The 15,521-nt window shown below is 71.2% G+C and carries 12 protein-coding genes; 6 read left to right on the top strand and 6 right to left on the bottom strand.

The features are described from left to right. Positions 1-4 precede the first annotated feature (4 nt). The 6 genes from BLT25_RS18170 to BLT25_RS18145 all read right to left on the bottom strand — a co-directional run bounded on the left by BLT25_RS18170 (position 5) and on the right by BLT25_RS18145 (position 8,580). The gene (locus BLT25_RS18170; protein ID WP_091048755.1) at positions 5-232 is read right to left on the bottom strand and encodes a helix-turn-helix domain-containing protein; all 228 of its coding nucleotides are present in this window, start codon (positions 230-232) and stop codon (positions 5-7) included. A gap of 56 nt (positions 233-288) precedes the next feature. Further along, positions 289-3,378 carry a glycosyl hydrolase gene (locus BLT25_RS18165; protein ID WP_091048753.1) on the bottom strand — a complete coding sequence of 1,030 codons (3,090 nt, stop codon included), beginning with the start codon at positions 3,376-3,378 and terminating at the stop codon, positions 289-291. A 23-nt stretch (positions 3,379-3,401) separates the two neighbouring features. Further along, on the bottom strand, positions 3,402-4,877 hold the full coding sequence (locus BLT25_RS18160; RefSeq protein ID WP_091048750.1) for a rhamnulokinase: 1,476 nt from the start codon (positions 4,875-4,877) through the stop codon (positions 3,402-3,404). Further along, entirely contained in the window at positions 4,874-6,904 is a 2,031-nt protein-coding gene (locus BLT25_RS18155; protein ID WP_091048748.1) for a bifunctional aldolase/short-chain dehydrogenase, read from the bottom strand. Before BLT25_RS18155 ends, BLT25_RS18160 begins: the two co-directional genes overlap by 4 nt. A gap of 23 nt (positions 6,905-6,927) precedes the next feature. Further along, a complete protein-coding gene (rhaI, locus tag BLT25_RS18150) occupies positions 6,928-8,097 on the bottom strand; it encodes an L-rhamnose isomerase (protein ID WP_091048745.1) in 1,170 nt (389 codons plus the stop codon). Positions 8,098-8,241: 144 nt separating this feature from the next. After that, the gene (locus tag BLT25_RS18145) at positions 8,242-8,580 is read right to left on the bottom strand and encodes an L-rhamnose mutarotase (RefSeq protein WP_091048743.1); all 339 of its coding nucleotides are present in this window, start codon (positions 8,578-8,580) and stop codon (positions 8,242-8,244) included. 138 nt (positions 8,581-8,718) lie between these two features. Here BLT25_RS18145 and BLT25_RS18140 point away from each other — a divergent pair, with 138 nt between their 5' ends. The 6 genes from BLT25_RS18140 (at position 8,719) to BLT25_RS18115 (ending at position 15,498) form a co-directional block, all read left to right on the top strand. Then, a complete protein-coding gene (locus tag BLT25_RS18140) occupies positions 8,719-9,762 on the top strand; it encodes a LacI family DNA-binding transcriptional regulator (RefSeq protein WP_256328658.1) in 1,044 nt (347 codons plus the stop codon). A gap of 242 nt (positions 9,763-10,004) precedes the next feature. Next, complete coding sequence (locus tag BLT25_RS18135; protein WP_091048738.1) at positions 10,005-11,039, top strand: LacI family DNA-binding transcriptional regulator; 1,035 nt, start codon at positions 10,005-10,007, stop codon at positions 11,037-11,039. A 145-nt stretch (positions 11,040-11,184) separates the two neighbouring features. Then, positions 11,185-12,336 (top strand): Gfo/Idh/MocA family protein, encoded by a 1,152-nt coding sequence (locus BLT25_RS18130; RefSeq protein ID WP_091048736.1) that lies wholly within the window; start codon positions 11,185-11,187, stop codon positions 12,334-12,336. Then, positions 12,333-13,517 carry a dihydrodipicolinate synthase family protein gene (locus BLT25_RS18125; RefSeq protein WP_091048733.1) on the top strand — a complete coding sequence of 395 codons (1,185 nt, stop codon included), beginning with the start codon at positions 12,333-12,335 and terminating at the stop codon, positions 13,515-13,517. The genes BLT25_RS18130 and BLT25_RS18125 overlap by 4 nt, the downstream gene beginning before the upstream one ends. Then, entirely contained in the window at positions 13,514-14,362 is an 849-nt protein-coding gene (locus tag BLT25_RS18120; RefSeq protein WP_091048731.1) for a sugar phosphate isomerase/epimerase family protein, read from the top strand. Before BLT25_RS18125 ends, BLT25_RS18120 begins: the two co-directional genes overlap by 4 nt. Continuing rightward, a complete protein-coding gene (locus tag BLT25_RS18115; protein WP_091048728.1) occupies positions 14,362-15,498 on the top strand; it encodes a glycerate kinase in 1,137 nt (378 codons plus the stop codon). The genes BLT25_RS18120 and BLT25_RS18115 overlap by 1 nt, the downstream gene beginning before the upstream one ends. The last annotated feature ends 23 nt before the right edge of the window (positions 15,499-15,521 follow it).

Here is a 15,521-nt window from a genome sequence, read left to right as displayed (position 1 = left end):
CAAATCAGATCAGTCCGGTGCGTACGGCCCGCACGACCGCCTCCACACTCGTCCCCGCTCCCAGCGCATCCGCGGCCGCCCGGAGACGGCGCCGCACCGTGCGCTCGGAGACACCCAGCGCACGCGCGATCCGCTCGATCGTGTAGCCCCGAGCGAACAACGCCAGCACCTCCACCTCGTCCTTGGGAAGGTCGGTGGGAGCAGATGGTCGTACGCCGCCCGAGGCTGCCACGGTTCACTCCTGTCTCAGCGTGAGGCTGACCGGCGGGTGGGTGCGGGGCGCCGGGCTCATCCGGCAACGACCTTCTCGACGTAGGGCACCAGCCGCACCGGCCCGGCCAGCCCGTAGCTCTGCCTGGTCGCCACGCCGTAGACCGACGGGGTGACGGTGCGCAGCCGGTTGAGCAGCGTCGAGGCCACCTCGATCTCGATCCGGTTGGAGCCGGGGACCAGGGCATGGCCCAGGTCGACGACCGGGTCCATCGGGTCGCACGGCGCCAGCAGCTCACCGTTGACGCGGACCCGGAAGGTGTCGTTGACCTCGCCGAGCTCCAGGTAGGCGCCGTCCTCGGGGGTCCAGTCGGTGCCGAGGTCGAGGCTCGTGCGGTAGCGGCCGATGCCGGAGACGTCCTCGAGGCCGGTGACCTTCGACCAGGACTGCGGCGCCGTGAGGTCGCTGGTCACGACCTCCTTCGTCGTGGCGAGGTCCTTGGGGTCGGCCGGGTTCGCCGGCTTCCAGTCCTCGAGCGCGAGCGCCCAGGTCTGCGGCGTCACCGGCTCGCGGACCCGGTCGACGACGACCTTCACCGTCCGCCCGTCGGCCTTGGTGAGCTCGAAGGTGCCGGCGGTCGTCGTACGCAACGCGACGTTGGCGCCCCGCGCCACCACGGCCTGGCCAGCGGTGGCGACGGGGAGAACAGAGCGGGCGACGCCCGCGCCCGGGGCCGCGAGGGCGACCACGGTGGACTGGCCCGGAACCAGGTCGACGCTGACGCGGACCCGGTTCCCGGAACGCTCGTACGCGGCGATCCGAGTGACCTCACCGGTCCAGGCGTCCAGCAGCCACGGCACCGCGGCGCGGTCGGTGGCGGTGAGCCAGACGTCCTGCTGCACCGGGTTGAGCCGCCGGTTCTCGGCGTGCCGGGCGTTGGCGAGGTAGTAGAGATCGACATTGCCGGTGACGCGTCGCACGTGCATCACCGTGGAGTCGGCGTGCTCGACGTCGCGTACGACACCGAGTGCGGCCAGCGCGTTGCCGACCTCGGCCTCGGGGACGGTGCGGGTCGTCGGCAGCGCTCCGACCTGGGCCATCAGCAAGCGCACCTCGGCGGTGGCCGCCTCGTCGTCGCGGCCGGCGACGGTGACCTGGGACCAGTCGCCGATGAGCACGATCGGCAGGCCCTTGCGGCCGAGCGCGAGCAGCCGCTTCGCGCCGTCGATCTCCATCGTGAACGCGTTGCTGCGCAGGTTGTCGGGACCGACGACGACGGCCTTGTAGGCGGGGCCGTCCGGCGCCAGACGCCCCTGAGCGAAGTCGACGCCGTCGAGCGCGAGCAGCGAGGCGCTGACGAAGGAGTGCGACCAGCCGAGCTTGGTGCCGTTGTTGGTGATCCACTGCGGGCCGATGCCGGTGGAGGCCCAACCCTTGTGGCGCCAGAACGCGACGTCGTACTTCGGGGCGCCGGTCTGCAGCACCAGCTGGGTGCGGGCGAGGTAGGCGGCGATGCCGGGGATGTGCTGCCACTGCGGGGTGCGGGGTCCCCAGGCCTCCCCGAAGCCGATCGCGTTGTTGTAGTACGGCGAGAAGGCCGCGAAGCCGGGCCAGGTGACGTCAGGTGCCTTCGCGTAGGGGAAGCCGTGGATCATCAGCTGGTTCACGCCGGCGACGAAGATGCTGTTGATCGTGAACAGCGCCTGGTTCTGGGCGGTCGGGCTGGTGCTGTTGGCGCCCCAGGTCGTGTTGTAGGCCGCGCCGTTGTAGCAGATCGCCTCGCAGGAGAGGACTGTGTGGCCGGCGAGGTCGCGACCGGCGGCCATCACCCGGTAGTCGTCCAGGTTCTTGAACCCCAGGGACTCGGTCTCCGGTACGTCGACCACGGCCGCGTGCTGCATGGTGTCGGTCTCCAGGCCGTAGGGCTGGATCCGGATGCCCATGCCGAGCGTCTTCGCGAACTCCTGCATCGGACGCAGGTGGTGGTCGCGGTAGAGGTCGGAGAGCAGGATGTTGTAGTCGTCGCGGATCTCGTTGGTGCGCAGGTTGTCGGCGGTGGCGGGGTCGGTGGCCGCGATCGAGAACTGGTACTTCTCGTCCTTCTCCAGGACGTACGGCAGCCACGGCCGCAGGTCGTAGCCGTGCTTCGCCTCGAACTCGTCGAGGAGGTCCCGCGTCCAGATCGTCGCGTCGGTCTCGATCTCGAGGGAGTCCTCGAAGAGGTAGCCGCCCGCGGCCCGCAGCAGCGTACGCAGCTCGCCGTCGAGCACCCGGTGCTGCCACAGGTCGATGACCTTCTGGGCGCCGCGGCGGTTGAAGTGGTCGACCACGTAGGCGCGCGGCGAGGTGTGCGGGCCGGCCTCGGGCTCCTGGCCCGAGCCCCGCTGCCAGGTGGCGAGCAGGACCCAGGTGGCGCCGGCCGGCTCGGCGGGCGCGGTCCAGGTGAGGTGCTCGTCCTCGACGCTCGCGCTGAGGTCGAGGTAGGAGGTCGGGTCGAGGATCGTGCTGGTGATGTTGTTGTTGCGGTCGCGTACGTAGCCGGTGACGCGGTGCGCCTGCACGGTCACCAGCTCTGCACGGGTCACCGACGACGCCGGCTCCACGACGGGCTCGGGGAGCGCGGCGTCGTAGGACGAGCCGGCTTCGACGATCGCCTGTCCGTGCACGAGCTCGGTGCAGGCCGCGTCGTCGTCGGGCGTGATCGTCGGGACCGCCGCCGGCCAGGAGGGGCCGACCGTCAGGTCCACCCGTACGTCCCGCTTCGCCGCCCGCGCGAGCGCGGCCTTGACGCCGGCCACCCACGGTGCGGTCCCCCACCCGTGGCTCGCGACGTCGATGTCGATGTTGCGGGCACGCAGGCTGTGCGTGACATCGGCGACCTCGAGCACGCCGAAGCCGGCGTCGGCGACCTGGTCGACCTCGCGCGCGATCTCGACCGGGTCGACGAGGCCGTGCGGCCACCACCAGCGGAAACCCGCGGCGGTGGCGGTCCCCGGCTTGCGGAACGCCTTGACGAAGGCGTTCGGGAGGCCGCCGGTGCCGGTCGCGGCCCCCGCGGGCGTCACGCCTGCGGTAGCGGTGACGGCAGCAGCGGTGCCGAGGGTGGCGGCAGCGGTGCCGAAGAGCGCGCGTCGGCTGAGCCGGGCGGTGGAGAGGAAGTCGGTCATGGGGGTGCCTTCGGGGAGCAGGGTCAGGAGATGCGGGCCTCGGCGGCGGCCCAGTCGAGGCCGTCGCGCGGCTCGAAGCGGCGTACGTCGTAGGAGCGGCGGACCAGGTCCCGCATCGCGGGGAGGTCGGGCAGGTCGGCCCCGAGGGACCTGCCTTGGATCAGTACGTTCCCGAGGGCGGCCGCCTCGACCGGACCGGCGAGAACCGGCAGGCCGCAGGCGTCCGCGGTGAGCTGGCAGAGCAGCTCGTTCTGGGAGCCGCCACCGACGACGTGGACGACCTCGGGCGAGGTGCCCGCGAGGGCGGCAGCGGTGCGGACATGACGTCGATAGGCGACAGCGAGGCTGTCGAGGATGCAGCGGGTGATCGCGGCCGGTGAGTGCGGGATCGCCTCCTCGGACTCCGCGGCCAGCGCGGCGATCCGCTCGGGCATCGGGTCGGCCGACGTGCTCGGGAAGAGCAGTCGCGGGTCGTTGATGTCGACCACCGTACGCAGCGGCTCGAGCTCCGCCGCGGCCGCGAGCAGCGAGCGGAGCTCGGCGCCCTGGTAGCGCCGCTCGCCCCACGAGCGCAGCGACTCGGACAGGACCCACAGGCCCATCACGTTCTTGAGGAAGCGGATGGTGCCGTCGACGCCGACCTCGTTGGTGAAGTCGGCGAGCCGGGCGTCCTCGGTCAGCACCGGCCGGTCGAGCTCGAGGCCGACCAGCGACCAGGTGCCCGAGGAGATGTAGGCGAAGTCGTGGGCCTCCGCGGGGACCGCGACGACCGCCGAGGCGGTGTCGTGTGAACCCACCGCCACCACGGGCACCTCGGCCGAGGCACCCAGGTCCTCGGCGACGTCGGGCAGCAGCGGCCCGAGGAGAGAGCCCGGGTCCCGAAGGGGCGGGAGGACACCTTCGGGAAGCCCGAGCTCCCGGCACAGGTCGACCGCCCAGACGCCCTGCCGGACGTCGTAGAGCTGGGTGGTCGAGGCGTTGGTGCGCTCGGCGCCGATCGCACCGGTGAGCCAGTAGCCGAGCAGGTCCGGCAGCAGCAGCATCGTCTCGGCGGCGTCGAACGCGGTCGTGCCGCGGGCCGCCACCAGCTGGTAGATCGTGTTGAACGGGAGCTGCTGGATGCCCGTGGTGCCGTAGAGCGTCGTGGCGCCGATCTGGGCGACGACCTTCTCGGCGATCCCCTCGACGCGGGCGTCGCGGTGGCTGAAGACCTGGCCGAGGAGCTGGCCGTCGTGGTCCAGCAGCCCGTGGTCGATGGCCCAGGAGTCGATGCCGATGCCGTGCAGTGGCCCGGTCCGGACCACCTCGCGGATGCCGGTGAGCACCTCGCGATGGATGCCGAGCACGTCCCAGAAGAGCGAGCCGCGGACGCGTACCGCCCCGTTGGGGAAGCGGTGCAGCTCGTTGATCTCGACCCGGTCGCCACCGATCCGGCCGGACATCACCCGGCCGGAGGTGGCACCCAGGTCGACGGCGGCGACCCTGACGTGCGGTGTCATCGCAAGAAGGCCGCGGCGACGCCGGCGTCGACGGGGACGTGCAGGCCGGTGGTGTGGGTCAGGTCGGGGCCGCAGAGCACGAAGACGGCGTTGGCGATGTTCTCCGGGAGCACCTCGCGCTTGAGCAGGGTGCGCTGGGCGTAGAACTTGCCGAGCTCCTCCTCCTTGACCCCGTAGACCTCCGCGCGCTTGGCGCCCCAGCCGCCGGCGAAGATGCCGGAGCCCTGGACCACGCCGTCGGGGTTGATGCCGTTGACCTTGACGCCGTGCTCACCGAGCTCGGCGGCCAGCAGGCGTACCTGGTGGGCCTGGTCGGCCTTGGCGGCGCCGTAGGCGACGTTGTTGGGGCCGGCGAAGAGCGAGTTCTTCGAGGAGATGTAGACGATGTCGCCGCCCATCTCCTGCTCGATCAGCACCTTCGCTGCGGCCTTGGAGACCAGGAACGAGCCCTTGGCCATCACGTCGTGCTGGAGGTCCCAGTCGCGCTCGGTGGTCTCCAGCAGCGACTTCGACAGCGACAGGCCGGCGTTGTTGACGATCAGGTCGACACCGCCGAAGGCGAGCACCGCGGCGTCGAACATCGCCTGCACGGCGGCCTCGTCGGAGACGTCGGCGGCGAGACCCACGGCGACGTCAGGGCCGCCGATCTCCTCCGCTGCGGCCTGCGCCTTGGCGAGGTCGAGGTCGGCGATCACGACGCAGGCACCCTCGGCGGCGAGCCGCTTCGCGGTGGCCTTGCCGATGCCGGAGGCGGCTCCGGTGACCAGCGCGACCCGGGTCGCGAGCGGCTTGGGCGCCGGCATCCGCTGGAGCTTGGCCTCCTCGAGCGCCCAGTACTCGATCCGGAACTTCTCCGACTCGTCGATCGGGGCGTACGTCGAGAGCCCTTCGGCACCGCGCATCACGTTGATCGCGTTGACGTAGAACTCCCCCGCCACCCGGGCGGTCTGCTTGTTCTTGCCGAAGGAGAACATGCCGACGCCGGGGACCAGGACGATGAGCGGGTCCTTGCCGCGGATCGCGGGGCTGTTGGCGTCTGCGTGCCGGTCGTAGTAGCCCTGGTAGTCCTCGCGGTAGCCGACCGCGAGCTCCTTGAGGCGGGCGATCGACTCCTCGACGGTCGCGTTGGCCGGGAGGTCGAGGACCAGCGGCTTGACCTTGGTGCGCAGGAAGTGGTCGGGGCACGAGGTGCCGAGCTCGGCCAGGCGCGGGTGGGCCTCGCTGGCCAGGAAGTCGAGGACGACCTCGGAGTCGGTGAAGTGGCCGACCATCGGCTGGTCCGCCGAGGCGATGCCACGGATCGTGGGGGCGAGAGCAGCGGCCTTCGTACGCCGCTCCCCCTCGGCCAGCGGGCCATAGCCTTCGAGCACGGGGCCGAACGGCTCAGCCTTGCTGTGCTCCTCGATGTAGGCGGCGGCCGTGTCGATGATCCACAGCGAGTTCTTCTCGGCCTCCTCGCTGGTGTCGCCCCACGCGGTGATGCCGTGGCCGCCGAGGATGCAGCCGACCGCCTGCGGGTTCTTCGCCTTGATCTCGGCGATGTCGAGACCGAGCTGGAAGCCGGGGCGGCGCCACGGCACCCAGACGACCTGGTCGCCGAAGATCGTGGTGGTCAGCGCCTCGCCGTCGGCGGCCGTCGCGATCGCGATGCCGGAGTCGGGGTGGAGGTGGTCGACGTGGGCGGCATCGACGAGGCCGTGCATCGCCGTGTCGATCGAGGGGGCTGCGCCACCCTTGCCGTGCAGGCAGTAGTCGAACGCGGCGACCATCTCGTCCTCGCGCTCGACGCCCGGGTAGACGTCGACGAGCGCGCGCATCCGGTCGAGCCGGAGCACGGCGAGGCCGCTCTCCTTCAGGGTGCCGAGGTCGCCGCCGGAGCCCTTCACCCAGAGCAGCTCGACGTCCTGGCCGGTGACCGGGTCGGTCGCGGTGCCCTTGGCGGAGGTGTTGCCGCCGGCGTAGTTGGTGTTCTTCGGATCCGCGCCGAGTCGGTTCGAGCGCGCGATCAGATCTTCTGCAGTGGTCATGAGTTCTTCCCGCTCTTTGTGATTCACAGCCATCCAGCCTGGGTGCCGCCGACACGGGCGGCTTCGATCTGTTCCTGGTAGCCGCTGGCCAGGTAGGCGCGCATCGGGTTCGCGGCCAGGCCACGGTCCTCGCGCCACCCGCCGAGGTCGGCGCGTACGTCGGTGTAGAAGGCGTCCATGAAGATCTCGTTGGCCAGGAGTACGTCGCCGTCCTCCTGCGCCGCGGCGAGAGCATCGGTGTCGAGGAGGAGTGCCCGCGCGGACATCTCCTGGACGTTGAGCACGGACCGGATCTGGCCCGGGATCTTCTTCTCGATGTTGTGGCACTGGTCGAGCATGAAGGCGACCCCGCCCTCGGCCACGGGCTTGAACCCACCGCCACGGACCACCTCGACGAGGATCCGGAAGAGCTGGAACGGGTCGGCCGCGCCGACGATCAGGTCGTCGTCGGCGTAGAAGCGGCTGTTGAAGTCGAAGGAGCCGAGCTTCCCCAGCCGCAGCAGCTGCATCACGATGAACTCGATGTTGGTGCCGGGAGCGTGGTGGCCGGTGTCGAGGCAGACGACGGCCCGGTCACCGAGGGCGCTGACCTGGGCGAACGACGTGCCCCAGTCGGGGACGTCGGTGTGGTAGAACGCCGGCTCGAAGAACTTGTACTCCAGCACCAGGCGCTGGTCCTCGCCGAGGCGCTCGTAGATGGTCGCGAGGGACTCGGCGAGCCGGTCCTGACGGCCGCGCATGTCGGCCTGGCCCGGATAGTTGGACCCCTCGGCGAGCCAGATCTTCAGGTCGCGCGAGCCGGTCGCGTCCATCACCTCGATGCACTCGAAGTGGTGGTCGATCGCCTTCTGCCGGATCTTCGCGTCGGTGTGGGTGAGCGCGCCGAACTTGTAGTCGTCGTCCTGGAAGGTGTTGGAGTTGATCGTGCCGAGCGCGATCCCCTGGTCCTCGGCATAGCCGCGCAGCGCCGCGTAGTCATCGACCCTGTCCCAGGGGATGTGCAGCGCGACGCTCGGCGCCAGGCCGGTGAAGCGGTGGACGGTGGCCGCGTCGGCGACCTTCTCCTCGGGGGTGCGCGGTGTGCCCGGGGTGCCGAAGACCTTGAACCGGGTCCCCGAGTTTCCGTAGGCCCACGAGGGGACCTCGATCTCGAGGGCGGCCAGGTCGCCCGAGATCTGGTCGAACGTCGTCATCGGAGAGCCTCTCTGTGTGCGGTTGAAAGGTTTCAAAGCGCGCATCCGACGTTAGTGGCGCACGTCACTTGCGTCAAGAGGAGGCTGGCTTTCGTTGCGTTTCAGTTTTCGCGCCAGCGCTCCCGCGCCCCCTCGAGCCAGAGGTCAGTCGCGACCGAGCTGGTCCTCGAGGTGGAAGACCTCCTCGAGGCGGAGGAAGCCCTCGTCGGGCGCGACGCCGTCGAGATCCTCGAAGAACTCCGCCATCTCCGCCTGCCACCGAGCATTGACCTCGGTGGCCGCCATCCCCGCCTGAGCAGCCTCGATGGAGGGGGTCTCGACGTAGCCGATGAGCAGGCCGTCGGGGCGGAGGAACAGGGAGTAGTTGTGCCACCCGGTCTCCGCGAGCGCCCGGAGCATGTCGGGCCAGACCGCGGCATGGCGCCGCTTGTACTCCTCGATGCGTTCGGGCTTGACCTGCAGCTGGAAGCAGACGCGCTCCATGACGACCTCCGATGAAACGATTTAGGCATGGACGCTAATGAGCATGTCCGACATCGGTCAATCCGGGTAGCGTCCCTTCCTCGTCACAGCGCCGCCCACGGCCTATGCTGCGATTTAACGTTTCAGGAAGGAGCCCAGGTGGCGATCACCCCAGCTGCGGGTTCACCGCGCAGCGCCTCGGTCAAGGATGTCGCGGCCACCGCAGGCGTCTCGCTCGGCACGGTGTCCAACGTGCTCAACCGCCCCGAGCGGGTCAGCCGAACAACACGCGAGCGGGTCGAGCGCGCCATGGCCGACCTCGGCTTCGTACGCAACGAGTCGGCGCGCTCACTGCGCACCGGCAGCACCCAGTCGCTGGCCTACGTCATGCTCGACGCGGGCAACCCGTTCTTCACCGACGTCGCCCAGGGCATCGAGCTGGCCGCCGAGGCGGCCGGGCTCTCGCTGTTCCTGTGCAACAGCGACGGACGCTCGGCCCGCGAGGGCGCCCACCTGGCCCACCTGCAGCAGCAGCGGGTCCAGGGCATCCTGATCACTCCCGTCGACCCCGACGACCCGCAGCTCGACCAGCTGATCGAGCGGGGCACCCCGGTCGTCATCGTCGACCGCACCCGGGCGGGGTCGTCGTTCTGCTCCGTCGCCGTCGACGACGTCCTGGGAGGGCGGCTGGCCGTCGAGCACCTCATCGACGCCGGCCACAAGCGGGTGGCGTACGTCGGTGGGCCGGAGTCGATCGGACAGGTCCGCGACCGCGGCGAGGGCGCCCGGCAGGCCTGGGCCGAGGCCGGACTGCCTCCCGAGGATCTCGTCATGCTCTCCTGCGAGGCCCCGACCGTGGCGTGCGGTCGCGCCGCCGGCGAGCGGCTCGTCGGGCTGCCCGCCCGGCGCCGTCCGACCGCCGCGTTCTGCGCCAACGACCTGCTCGCGCTCGGGCTGCTTCAGCAAACGATCTCCAGCGGCCGGACCGTACCCGGCGACCTCGCGATCGTCGGCTACGACGACATCGAGTTCGCCGCCGCGGCAGCGGTACCCCTCACCTCCGTACGTCAGCCCCGCCACGACCTCGGCCGCCGCGCCGCCGAGCTGCTCCTCGACGAGGTCGGGAACCCCACCCACCAGCACGAACAGGTCGTCTTCACCCCCGAGCTCATCGCCCGCGCCTCCACCCTCGGACGCCCCTGACCGTCGACTCGGCGCATCTGTCCCAGATTCAAGCGCCGAGTCGGCGCAACTGTCCCGCCATACCGCGTCGAGTCGGCGCGTCTGTCTCAAAGCCGTGTGTCAGACGCGCCGACTCGACGGACCCAAACGGGACAGACGCGCCGAGTCGGCGAGGGGTGGGGACATCCGAGGAGACGCGGAGCCGGACGTACGTCTTCGCTGGATGCCTTAGGCTCCTGGAGCGGAAGCCGAAGGAGAGTCAGTTGGCCGGAGAACGCGCAGCGACGCTGAGCGATGTCGCCCGTGAGGCAGGGGTCTCGCTGGCCACCGCGTCGCGCGCGCTGAACGGGAGCGACCGGGTGGTGCGCCCCGAGCTGCAGGAGAAGGTCCTGGCGGCGGCGAACAAGCTCGGCTACATGCCCAATGCCAACGCCCAGGCGATGGCGCGCGGCTCGACCGAGACGGTCGGGCTGCTGGTGAAGGACATCTCCGACCCCTACTTCTCCACCATCGCCGGCGGCCTGGCCGACGAGGCCGAGAAGCACGGGCTGCTGGTGATGCTGTGCAACACCGGCGGTCAGCCCGAGCGTGAGCAGAAGTTCCTGGCCGCGCTGCGGCGCCAGCGCAGCCGGGCGATCGTGCTGGCGGGAAGCGACACTGCCGACGTACGCCACACCAGCGAGGTCGCCGACCTGCTGACCTCCTACCTGGACGGCGGCGGCCGGGCGGCCGCGATCAGCCAGCCGCGCCTGCCGGTCGACACCGTCGTGATCGACAACCACGGCGGCGCCAAGGCGCTGGCCGAGCGGCTGGTCGGCCTCGGCTACCGCCGCGCCGCGGTGCTCACCGGCCCCGAGGACCTGCTGGTCTCGGCCGAACGTCACGCCGGCTTCGCGGAGGGATGGCGGGAGGCGACCGGCTCGGAGCCGGCGTACGTCTCCGACGAGTTCAGCCGCGACGGCGGCCGCCGGGCGATGACCCGGCTGCTCGAGGAGGGCCAAGACGACGGCGCCGCGGTGGACTGCGTCTTCGCGGTCAACGACCTGATGGCGGTCGGCGCCCTGGCCGCCTGCCGGCAGGCCGGCGTCGAGGTCGGACCCGACCTGGCCGTCGCCGGCTTCGACGACATCGCCACGCTGCGCGACGTGACGCCGGGGCTGACCACCGTACGTCTCCCCCTGGCCGACATCGGCCGGCTCGCGCTCGAGCTCGTCCTCGGCAAGCCGTCGGCGGAGCTCCGCAAACGGTCCGTCCACGGCGAGGTCGTCCTGCGGGAGAGCACTCCCCCGCGTTCCTGACAGGCCCCGACGGGCCCCGAAAGGCCCCGAAAGGCCTCCTGCGTCCGGCACCACGGAACGCCCTCTTGCGACGGGCGTCACATCTGTCCTACCGTACTGGAAAGCGCTTTCCCCCATCGCTCTCCAACAGACGAGGAACGATCACATGGCCACACGACGGCTCGGCATCATCATGAACGGCGTCACCGGACGCATGGGCTACCGCCAGCACCTGGTGCGCAGCATCCTGGCGATCCAGGAGCAGGGCGGTGTCGAGCTCTCCGACGGCACCCGGATCCTGCCCGACCCGATCCTGGTCGGACGCAATGCCGAGAAGCTCCAGGACATCGCCAAGGAGCATGGCCTGGACCGTTGGACCACCGACCTCGACGAGGCCCTCGGAAACGCCGAGGACACCGTCTACTTCGACTCGCAGCTGACCAACGTCCGCGAGGTCGCCATCACCAAGGCGGTCGCGGCCGGCAAGCACGTCTACACCGAGAAGCCGATCGCCGACGACGTCGAGGGCTCGCTGCGCCTGGCCCGCCTGGCGGCCGACGCGGGGGTGAAGAGCGGCGTCGTCCACGACAAGCTCTACCTCCCGGGCCTGCTCAAGCTGAAGCGGCTCGTCGAGTCCGGGTTCTTCGGCCGCATCCTGAGCGTGCGCGGCGAGTTCGGCTACTGGGTCTTCGAGGGCGACCTGCAGCCCGCCCAGCGGCCGAGCTGGAACTACCGCAAGGAGGACGGCGGTGGCATGACCACCGACATGTTCCCCCACTGGAACTACGTCCTGGAGAACCTCTTCGGCAAGGTCGAGGCCGTCACCGCGAAGGTCGTCACCCACATCCCCGAGCGCTGGGACGAGAAGGGCGCGCGCTACGAGGCGACCGCCGACGACTCCGCCTACGGCATCTTCGAGCTCGAGGGCGGGATCATCGCCCAGATCAACTCCTCCTGGGCGACCCGGGTCAACCGCGGCGAGCTGGTCGAGTTCCACGTCGACGGCACCCATGGCTCCGCGGTCGCCGGCCTGCACCACTGCGTCACCCAGGACCGCAACCTGACCCCGAAGCCGGTGTGGAACCCCGACCTGGTCGAGTCGATCCAGTTCCGGGACCTGTGGACCGAGGTCCCCGACAACCAGCCCTTCGACAACGGCTTCAAGGCGCAGTGGGAGCAGTTCATCCGCTACGTCGAGGGCGACGGCGACCACCCCTACGACTTCATGGCGGGCGTCCGCGGCGTCCGGCTCGCCGAGGCCGGCCTCACCTCCTCCGCCGAGGGCCGCCGGGTCGAGCTCGGAGAGATCCAGCTGTGACCTCCGTACGCCTCCCCCTGCCCCACGGCGGCACCGAGCTCTACCCGCTCGCGGGCCCCCGGGAGTGGACGAAGCCGAGTGCGCCGTTCACCTCCCGCACCGCGTACGCCGCCGCCCACGTCGTCCCCCGCACGCTCGCCGAGAACGTGCCCGGCGCTCCCGCGGACATCGACTGGGACCGCACCCTGGCCTACCGCCACGAGCTGTGGTCCTACGGTCTCGGCGTCGCCGAGGCGATGGACACCGCCCAGCGCGGCATGGGCGTCGACTGGACCGCCGCGGCCGAGCTGATCCGCCGCTCGGCCGCCGAGGCGGCCACCGTGGGCGGGTCGATCGCCTGCGGCGCCGGCACCGACCAGCTCGCCCTCGACGCCGTCCCCGAGGGCCGACAGGGCCTGGCGACCGTCATCGACGCCTACCGCGAGCAGATGAAGGTCGTCGCCGACACCGGCGCGACTACGATCGTGATGGCCTCGCGCGCGCTCGCCCGGGTCGCCCGCGATGCCGACGACTACGCCGAGGTCTACGCGACCCTCCTCGACGAGGCCGAGAGTCCGGTGATCCTGCACTGGCTGGGCGACATGTTCGACCCGGCGCTGGCGGGCTACTGGGGCTCCTCCTCGGTCGCAGAGGCGACGGAGACCTTCCTCGACGTCATCCGGGCCCGTCCCGGCAAGGTCGACGGGGTCAAGGTCTCGCTGCTCGACGCCGAGCACGAGGTCGGGCTGCGCCGGGCGCTGCCCGAAGGCGTACGTCTCTACACGGGGGACGACTTCAACTATCCCGAGCTGATCGTCGGCGAGGGCAGCGGCGAGGGCGAGTTCTCGCACGCGCTGCTCGGCATCTTCGCCGCGATCTACCCGGCGGCCTCAGCCGCGCTGCAGGCACTCGACCGGGGAGACCCGGCCGAGGCCCGCGCGCTGCTGGAGAGCACCCAGGCGCTCGGCCGCAAGATCTTCGAGGCGCCGACCTACTACTACAAGACCGGGATCGCGTTCCTCTCCTGGCTGGGCGGCCACCAGCCCGGCTTCTCGATGGCCGGCGGCCTGCACGCCGGTCGCTCGGTGCCCCACCTGGCCGAGGTGTTCCGGCTGGCCGACGCGGCCGGCCTGCTCACCAGCCCCGACCTCGCGGCCGCACGCATGCGCGCCTTCCTCACCGTGCAAGGAGTCGACCAGTGACCGACACCTCCGGGCTGGAGCGGCTCTCGCTCAACACCAAGACCACCAACTCCTGGACCCTCGCCGAAGCCGTCGACGGAGCGGCTCGGGCCGGCATCCCCGCCCTCGGGCTGTGGCGCGACCGCGTGCACGAGGCCGGGCTGGAGAAGGCGGCCAAGCTCGTACGCGACGCCGGCCTGCGCGTCTCCTCGCTCTGCCGCGGTGGCTTCCTGACCGCCTCCGACGAGACCGGGATCGCCGGCGCGCTCGAGGACAACAAGCGGGCCGTCGACGAGGCCGCGGCGCTGGGCACCGACGCGCTGGTGATGGTCGTCGGTGGCCTCCCCGAGGGCGACGTGGACCTGGCCGGTGCCCGGGAGCGGGTCGCCGAGCGGCTCGCCGAGCTGGCTCCGTACGCCCGCGACCACGGCGTGAAGCTGGTCCTGGAGGCGCTGCACCCGATGTACGTCGCCGACCGGGCGGTCCTCTCGACCCTCGGGCAGGCGCTCGACCTGGCCGCACCGCACCCCGTCGACGCGGTGGCGGTCGTGGTGGACACGTTCCACGTCTTCTGGGACCCGGACGTCGCGGCCCAGATCGCGCGGGCCGGCGCTGAGGGGCGGATCGCGGGCTACCAGGTCTGCGACTTCAACCTGCCGATCCCCGCCGACGCGCTGCTGGCGCGCGGAATGATGGGCGACGGGGTCATCGACTTCGCGCCGGTCACACGGATGGTCGCCGCGACCGGCTACACCGGCGACGTCGAGGTCGAGATCTTCAATGAGGCGGTCTGGGCCAGCGACCCCGACGAGGTGCTCGCCACCATGGCGCAGCGCTACCGCGACCTCGTCCTCCCCCACCTGTGATGCCCCGCCAACCTCAGGGCCATCCGGTCGTCGTGGTCGCCTGCGACAAGTTCAAGGGCTCCCTGACCGCGCGCGAGGTCGACGAGGCGGTGGCCGCCGGGATCCTCGCGGCGAACCCCGAGACGGAGGTACGCATCGTGCCGATCGCCGACGGTGGCGACGGCACCGTGGCGGCACTGGCCGGCGCCGGTTTCTCCCTGGTGCCGGTCACCGTCGCCGGCCCGACGCTCGAGCCGGTCGCGGCGCACTACGCGGTACGCGGCGACCTGGCGGTCGTCGAGCTCGCCGAAACCTGTGGGCTGCTCCGACTGCCAGGAGGCCGGCTCGCACCGCTGACCGCGTCCTCACGAGGTCTCGGTGAGGCCGTGCTCGCCGCCATCGACGGTGGCGCCCGCACGGTCGTTCTCGGCCTCGGCGGCAGCGCCAGCAACGACGGCGGCTCAGGGATGCTGCGCGCCCTCGGCGCACGACTCCTCGACGCCTCCGGGGCCGAGGTCCCGGAGGGCGGAGAGGCTCTCGGGAGCCTGGCCGCGATCGACCTTTCCGGCCTCGACCCGCGCCTCGCAAGCACGGAGATCGTGGTCGCCTGCGACGTCGACAACCCGCTGCTCGGCCCCCGCGGCGCCGTCGCCACCTTCTCCGCGCAGAAGGGCGCCGGCCCCGACGACCAGGAGCGGCTCGAGGCGGCACTCGCTGCGTACGCGAACACGGTCGCCGAGGCCACCGGACGCGACCACGCCGAGATCGTTGAGGCGCCCGGCGCCGGCGCGGCCGGCGGCGTCGGGTTCGCCGCCCTCGCGGTGCTGGGCGGACGGGTCGAGCGCGGCGTCGAGCTGCTGCTCGGCCTCGTCGGCTTCGCCGAGGCGCTCACGGGCGCCGATCTGGTCGTCACCGGCGAGGGTTCCTTCGACCACCAGACCCTGTCCGGGAAGGCCCCGATGGGCGTGCTCCAGGCGGCCCGGGAGGCCGGGATCCCCGCCACCGTGGTCTGTGGCCGCACCACCCTCTCCCCCACCGAGGCCGCGGAGGCGGGCGCCGCCGGCGTACGCGCGCTCCTCGACCTCGAGCCCGACCCCGAGCGCTGCATGACGAACGCCGCCGAGCTGCTCACGCAGCTCGGCGGCGAACTCGGGTAACACACGCGTAGATCTCGACCCGC

The sequence above is a fragment of the Nocardioides sp. YR527 genome, assembly GCF_900101045.1.
GTDB lineage: Bacteria > Actinomycetota > Actinomycetes > Propionibacteriales > Nocardioidaceae > Nocardioides.
Note: the sequence above shows the minus strand (reverse complement) of the source record. Positions and strands in the feature narration are given on the sequence as shown.

Bases quoted from the DNA above. Each gene is read 5' to 3' on its own strand.
- BLT25_RS18165 (WP_091048753.1), bottom strand. From the start codon at position 3,378: ATGACCGACTTCCTCTCCACCGCCCGGCTCAGCCGACGCGCGCTCTTC.
- BLT25_RS18160 (WP_091048750.1), bottom strand. From the start codon at position 4,877: ATGACACCGCACGTCAGGGTCGCCGCCGTCGACCTGGGTGCCACCTCC.
- BLT25_RS18155 (WP_091048748.1), bottom strand. From the start codon at position 6,904: ATGACCACTGCAGAAGATCTGATCGCGCGCTCGAACCGACTCGGCGCG.
- rhaI (WP_091048745.1), bottom strand. From the start codon at position 8,097: ATGACGACGTTCGACCAGATCTCGGGCGACCTGGCCGCCCTCGAGATC.
- BLT25_RS18145 (WP_091048743.1), bottom strand. From the start codon at position 8,580: ATGGAGCGCGTCTGCTTCCAGCTGCAGGTCAAGCCCGAACGCATCGAG.
- BLT25_RS18130 (WP_091048736.1), top strand. From the start codon at position 11,185: ATGGCCACACGACGGCTCGGCATCATCATGAACGGCGTCACCGGACGC.
- BLT25_RS18115 (WP_091048728.1), top strand. From the start codon at position 14,362: ATGCCCCGCCAACCTCAGGGCCATCCGGTCGTCGTGGTCGCCTGCGAC.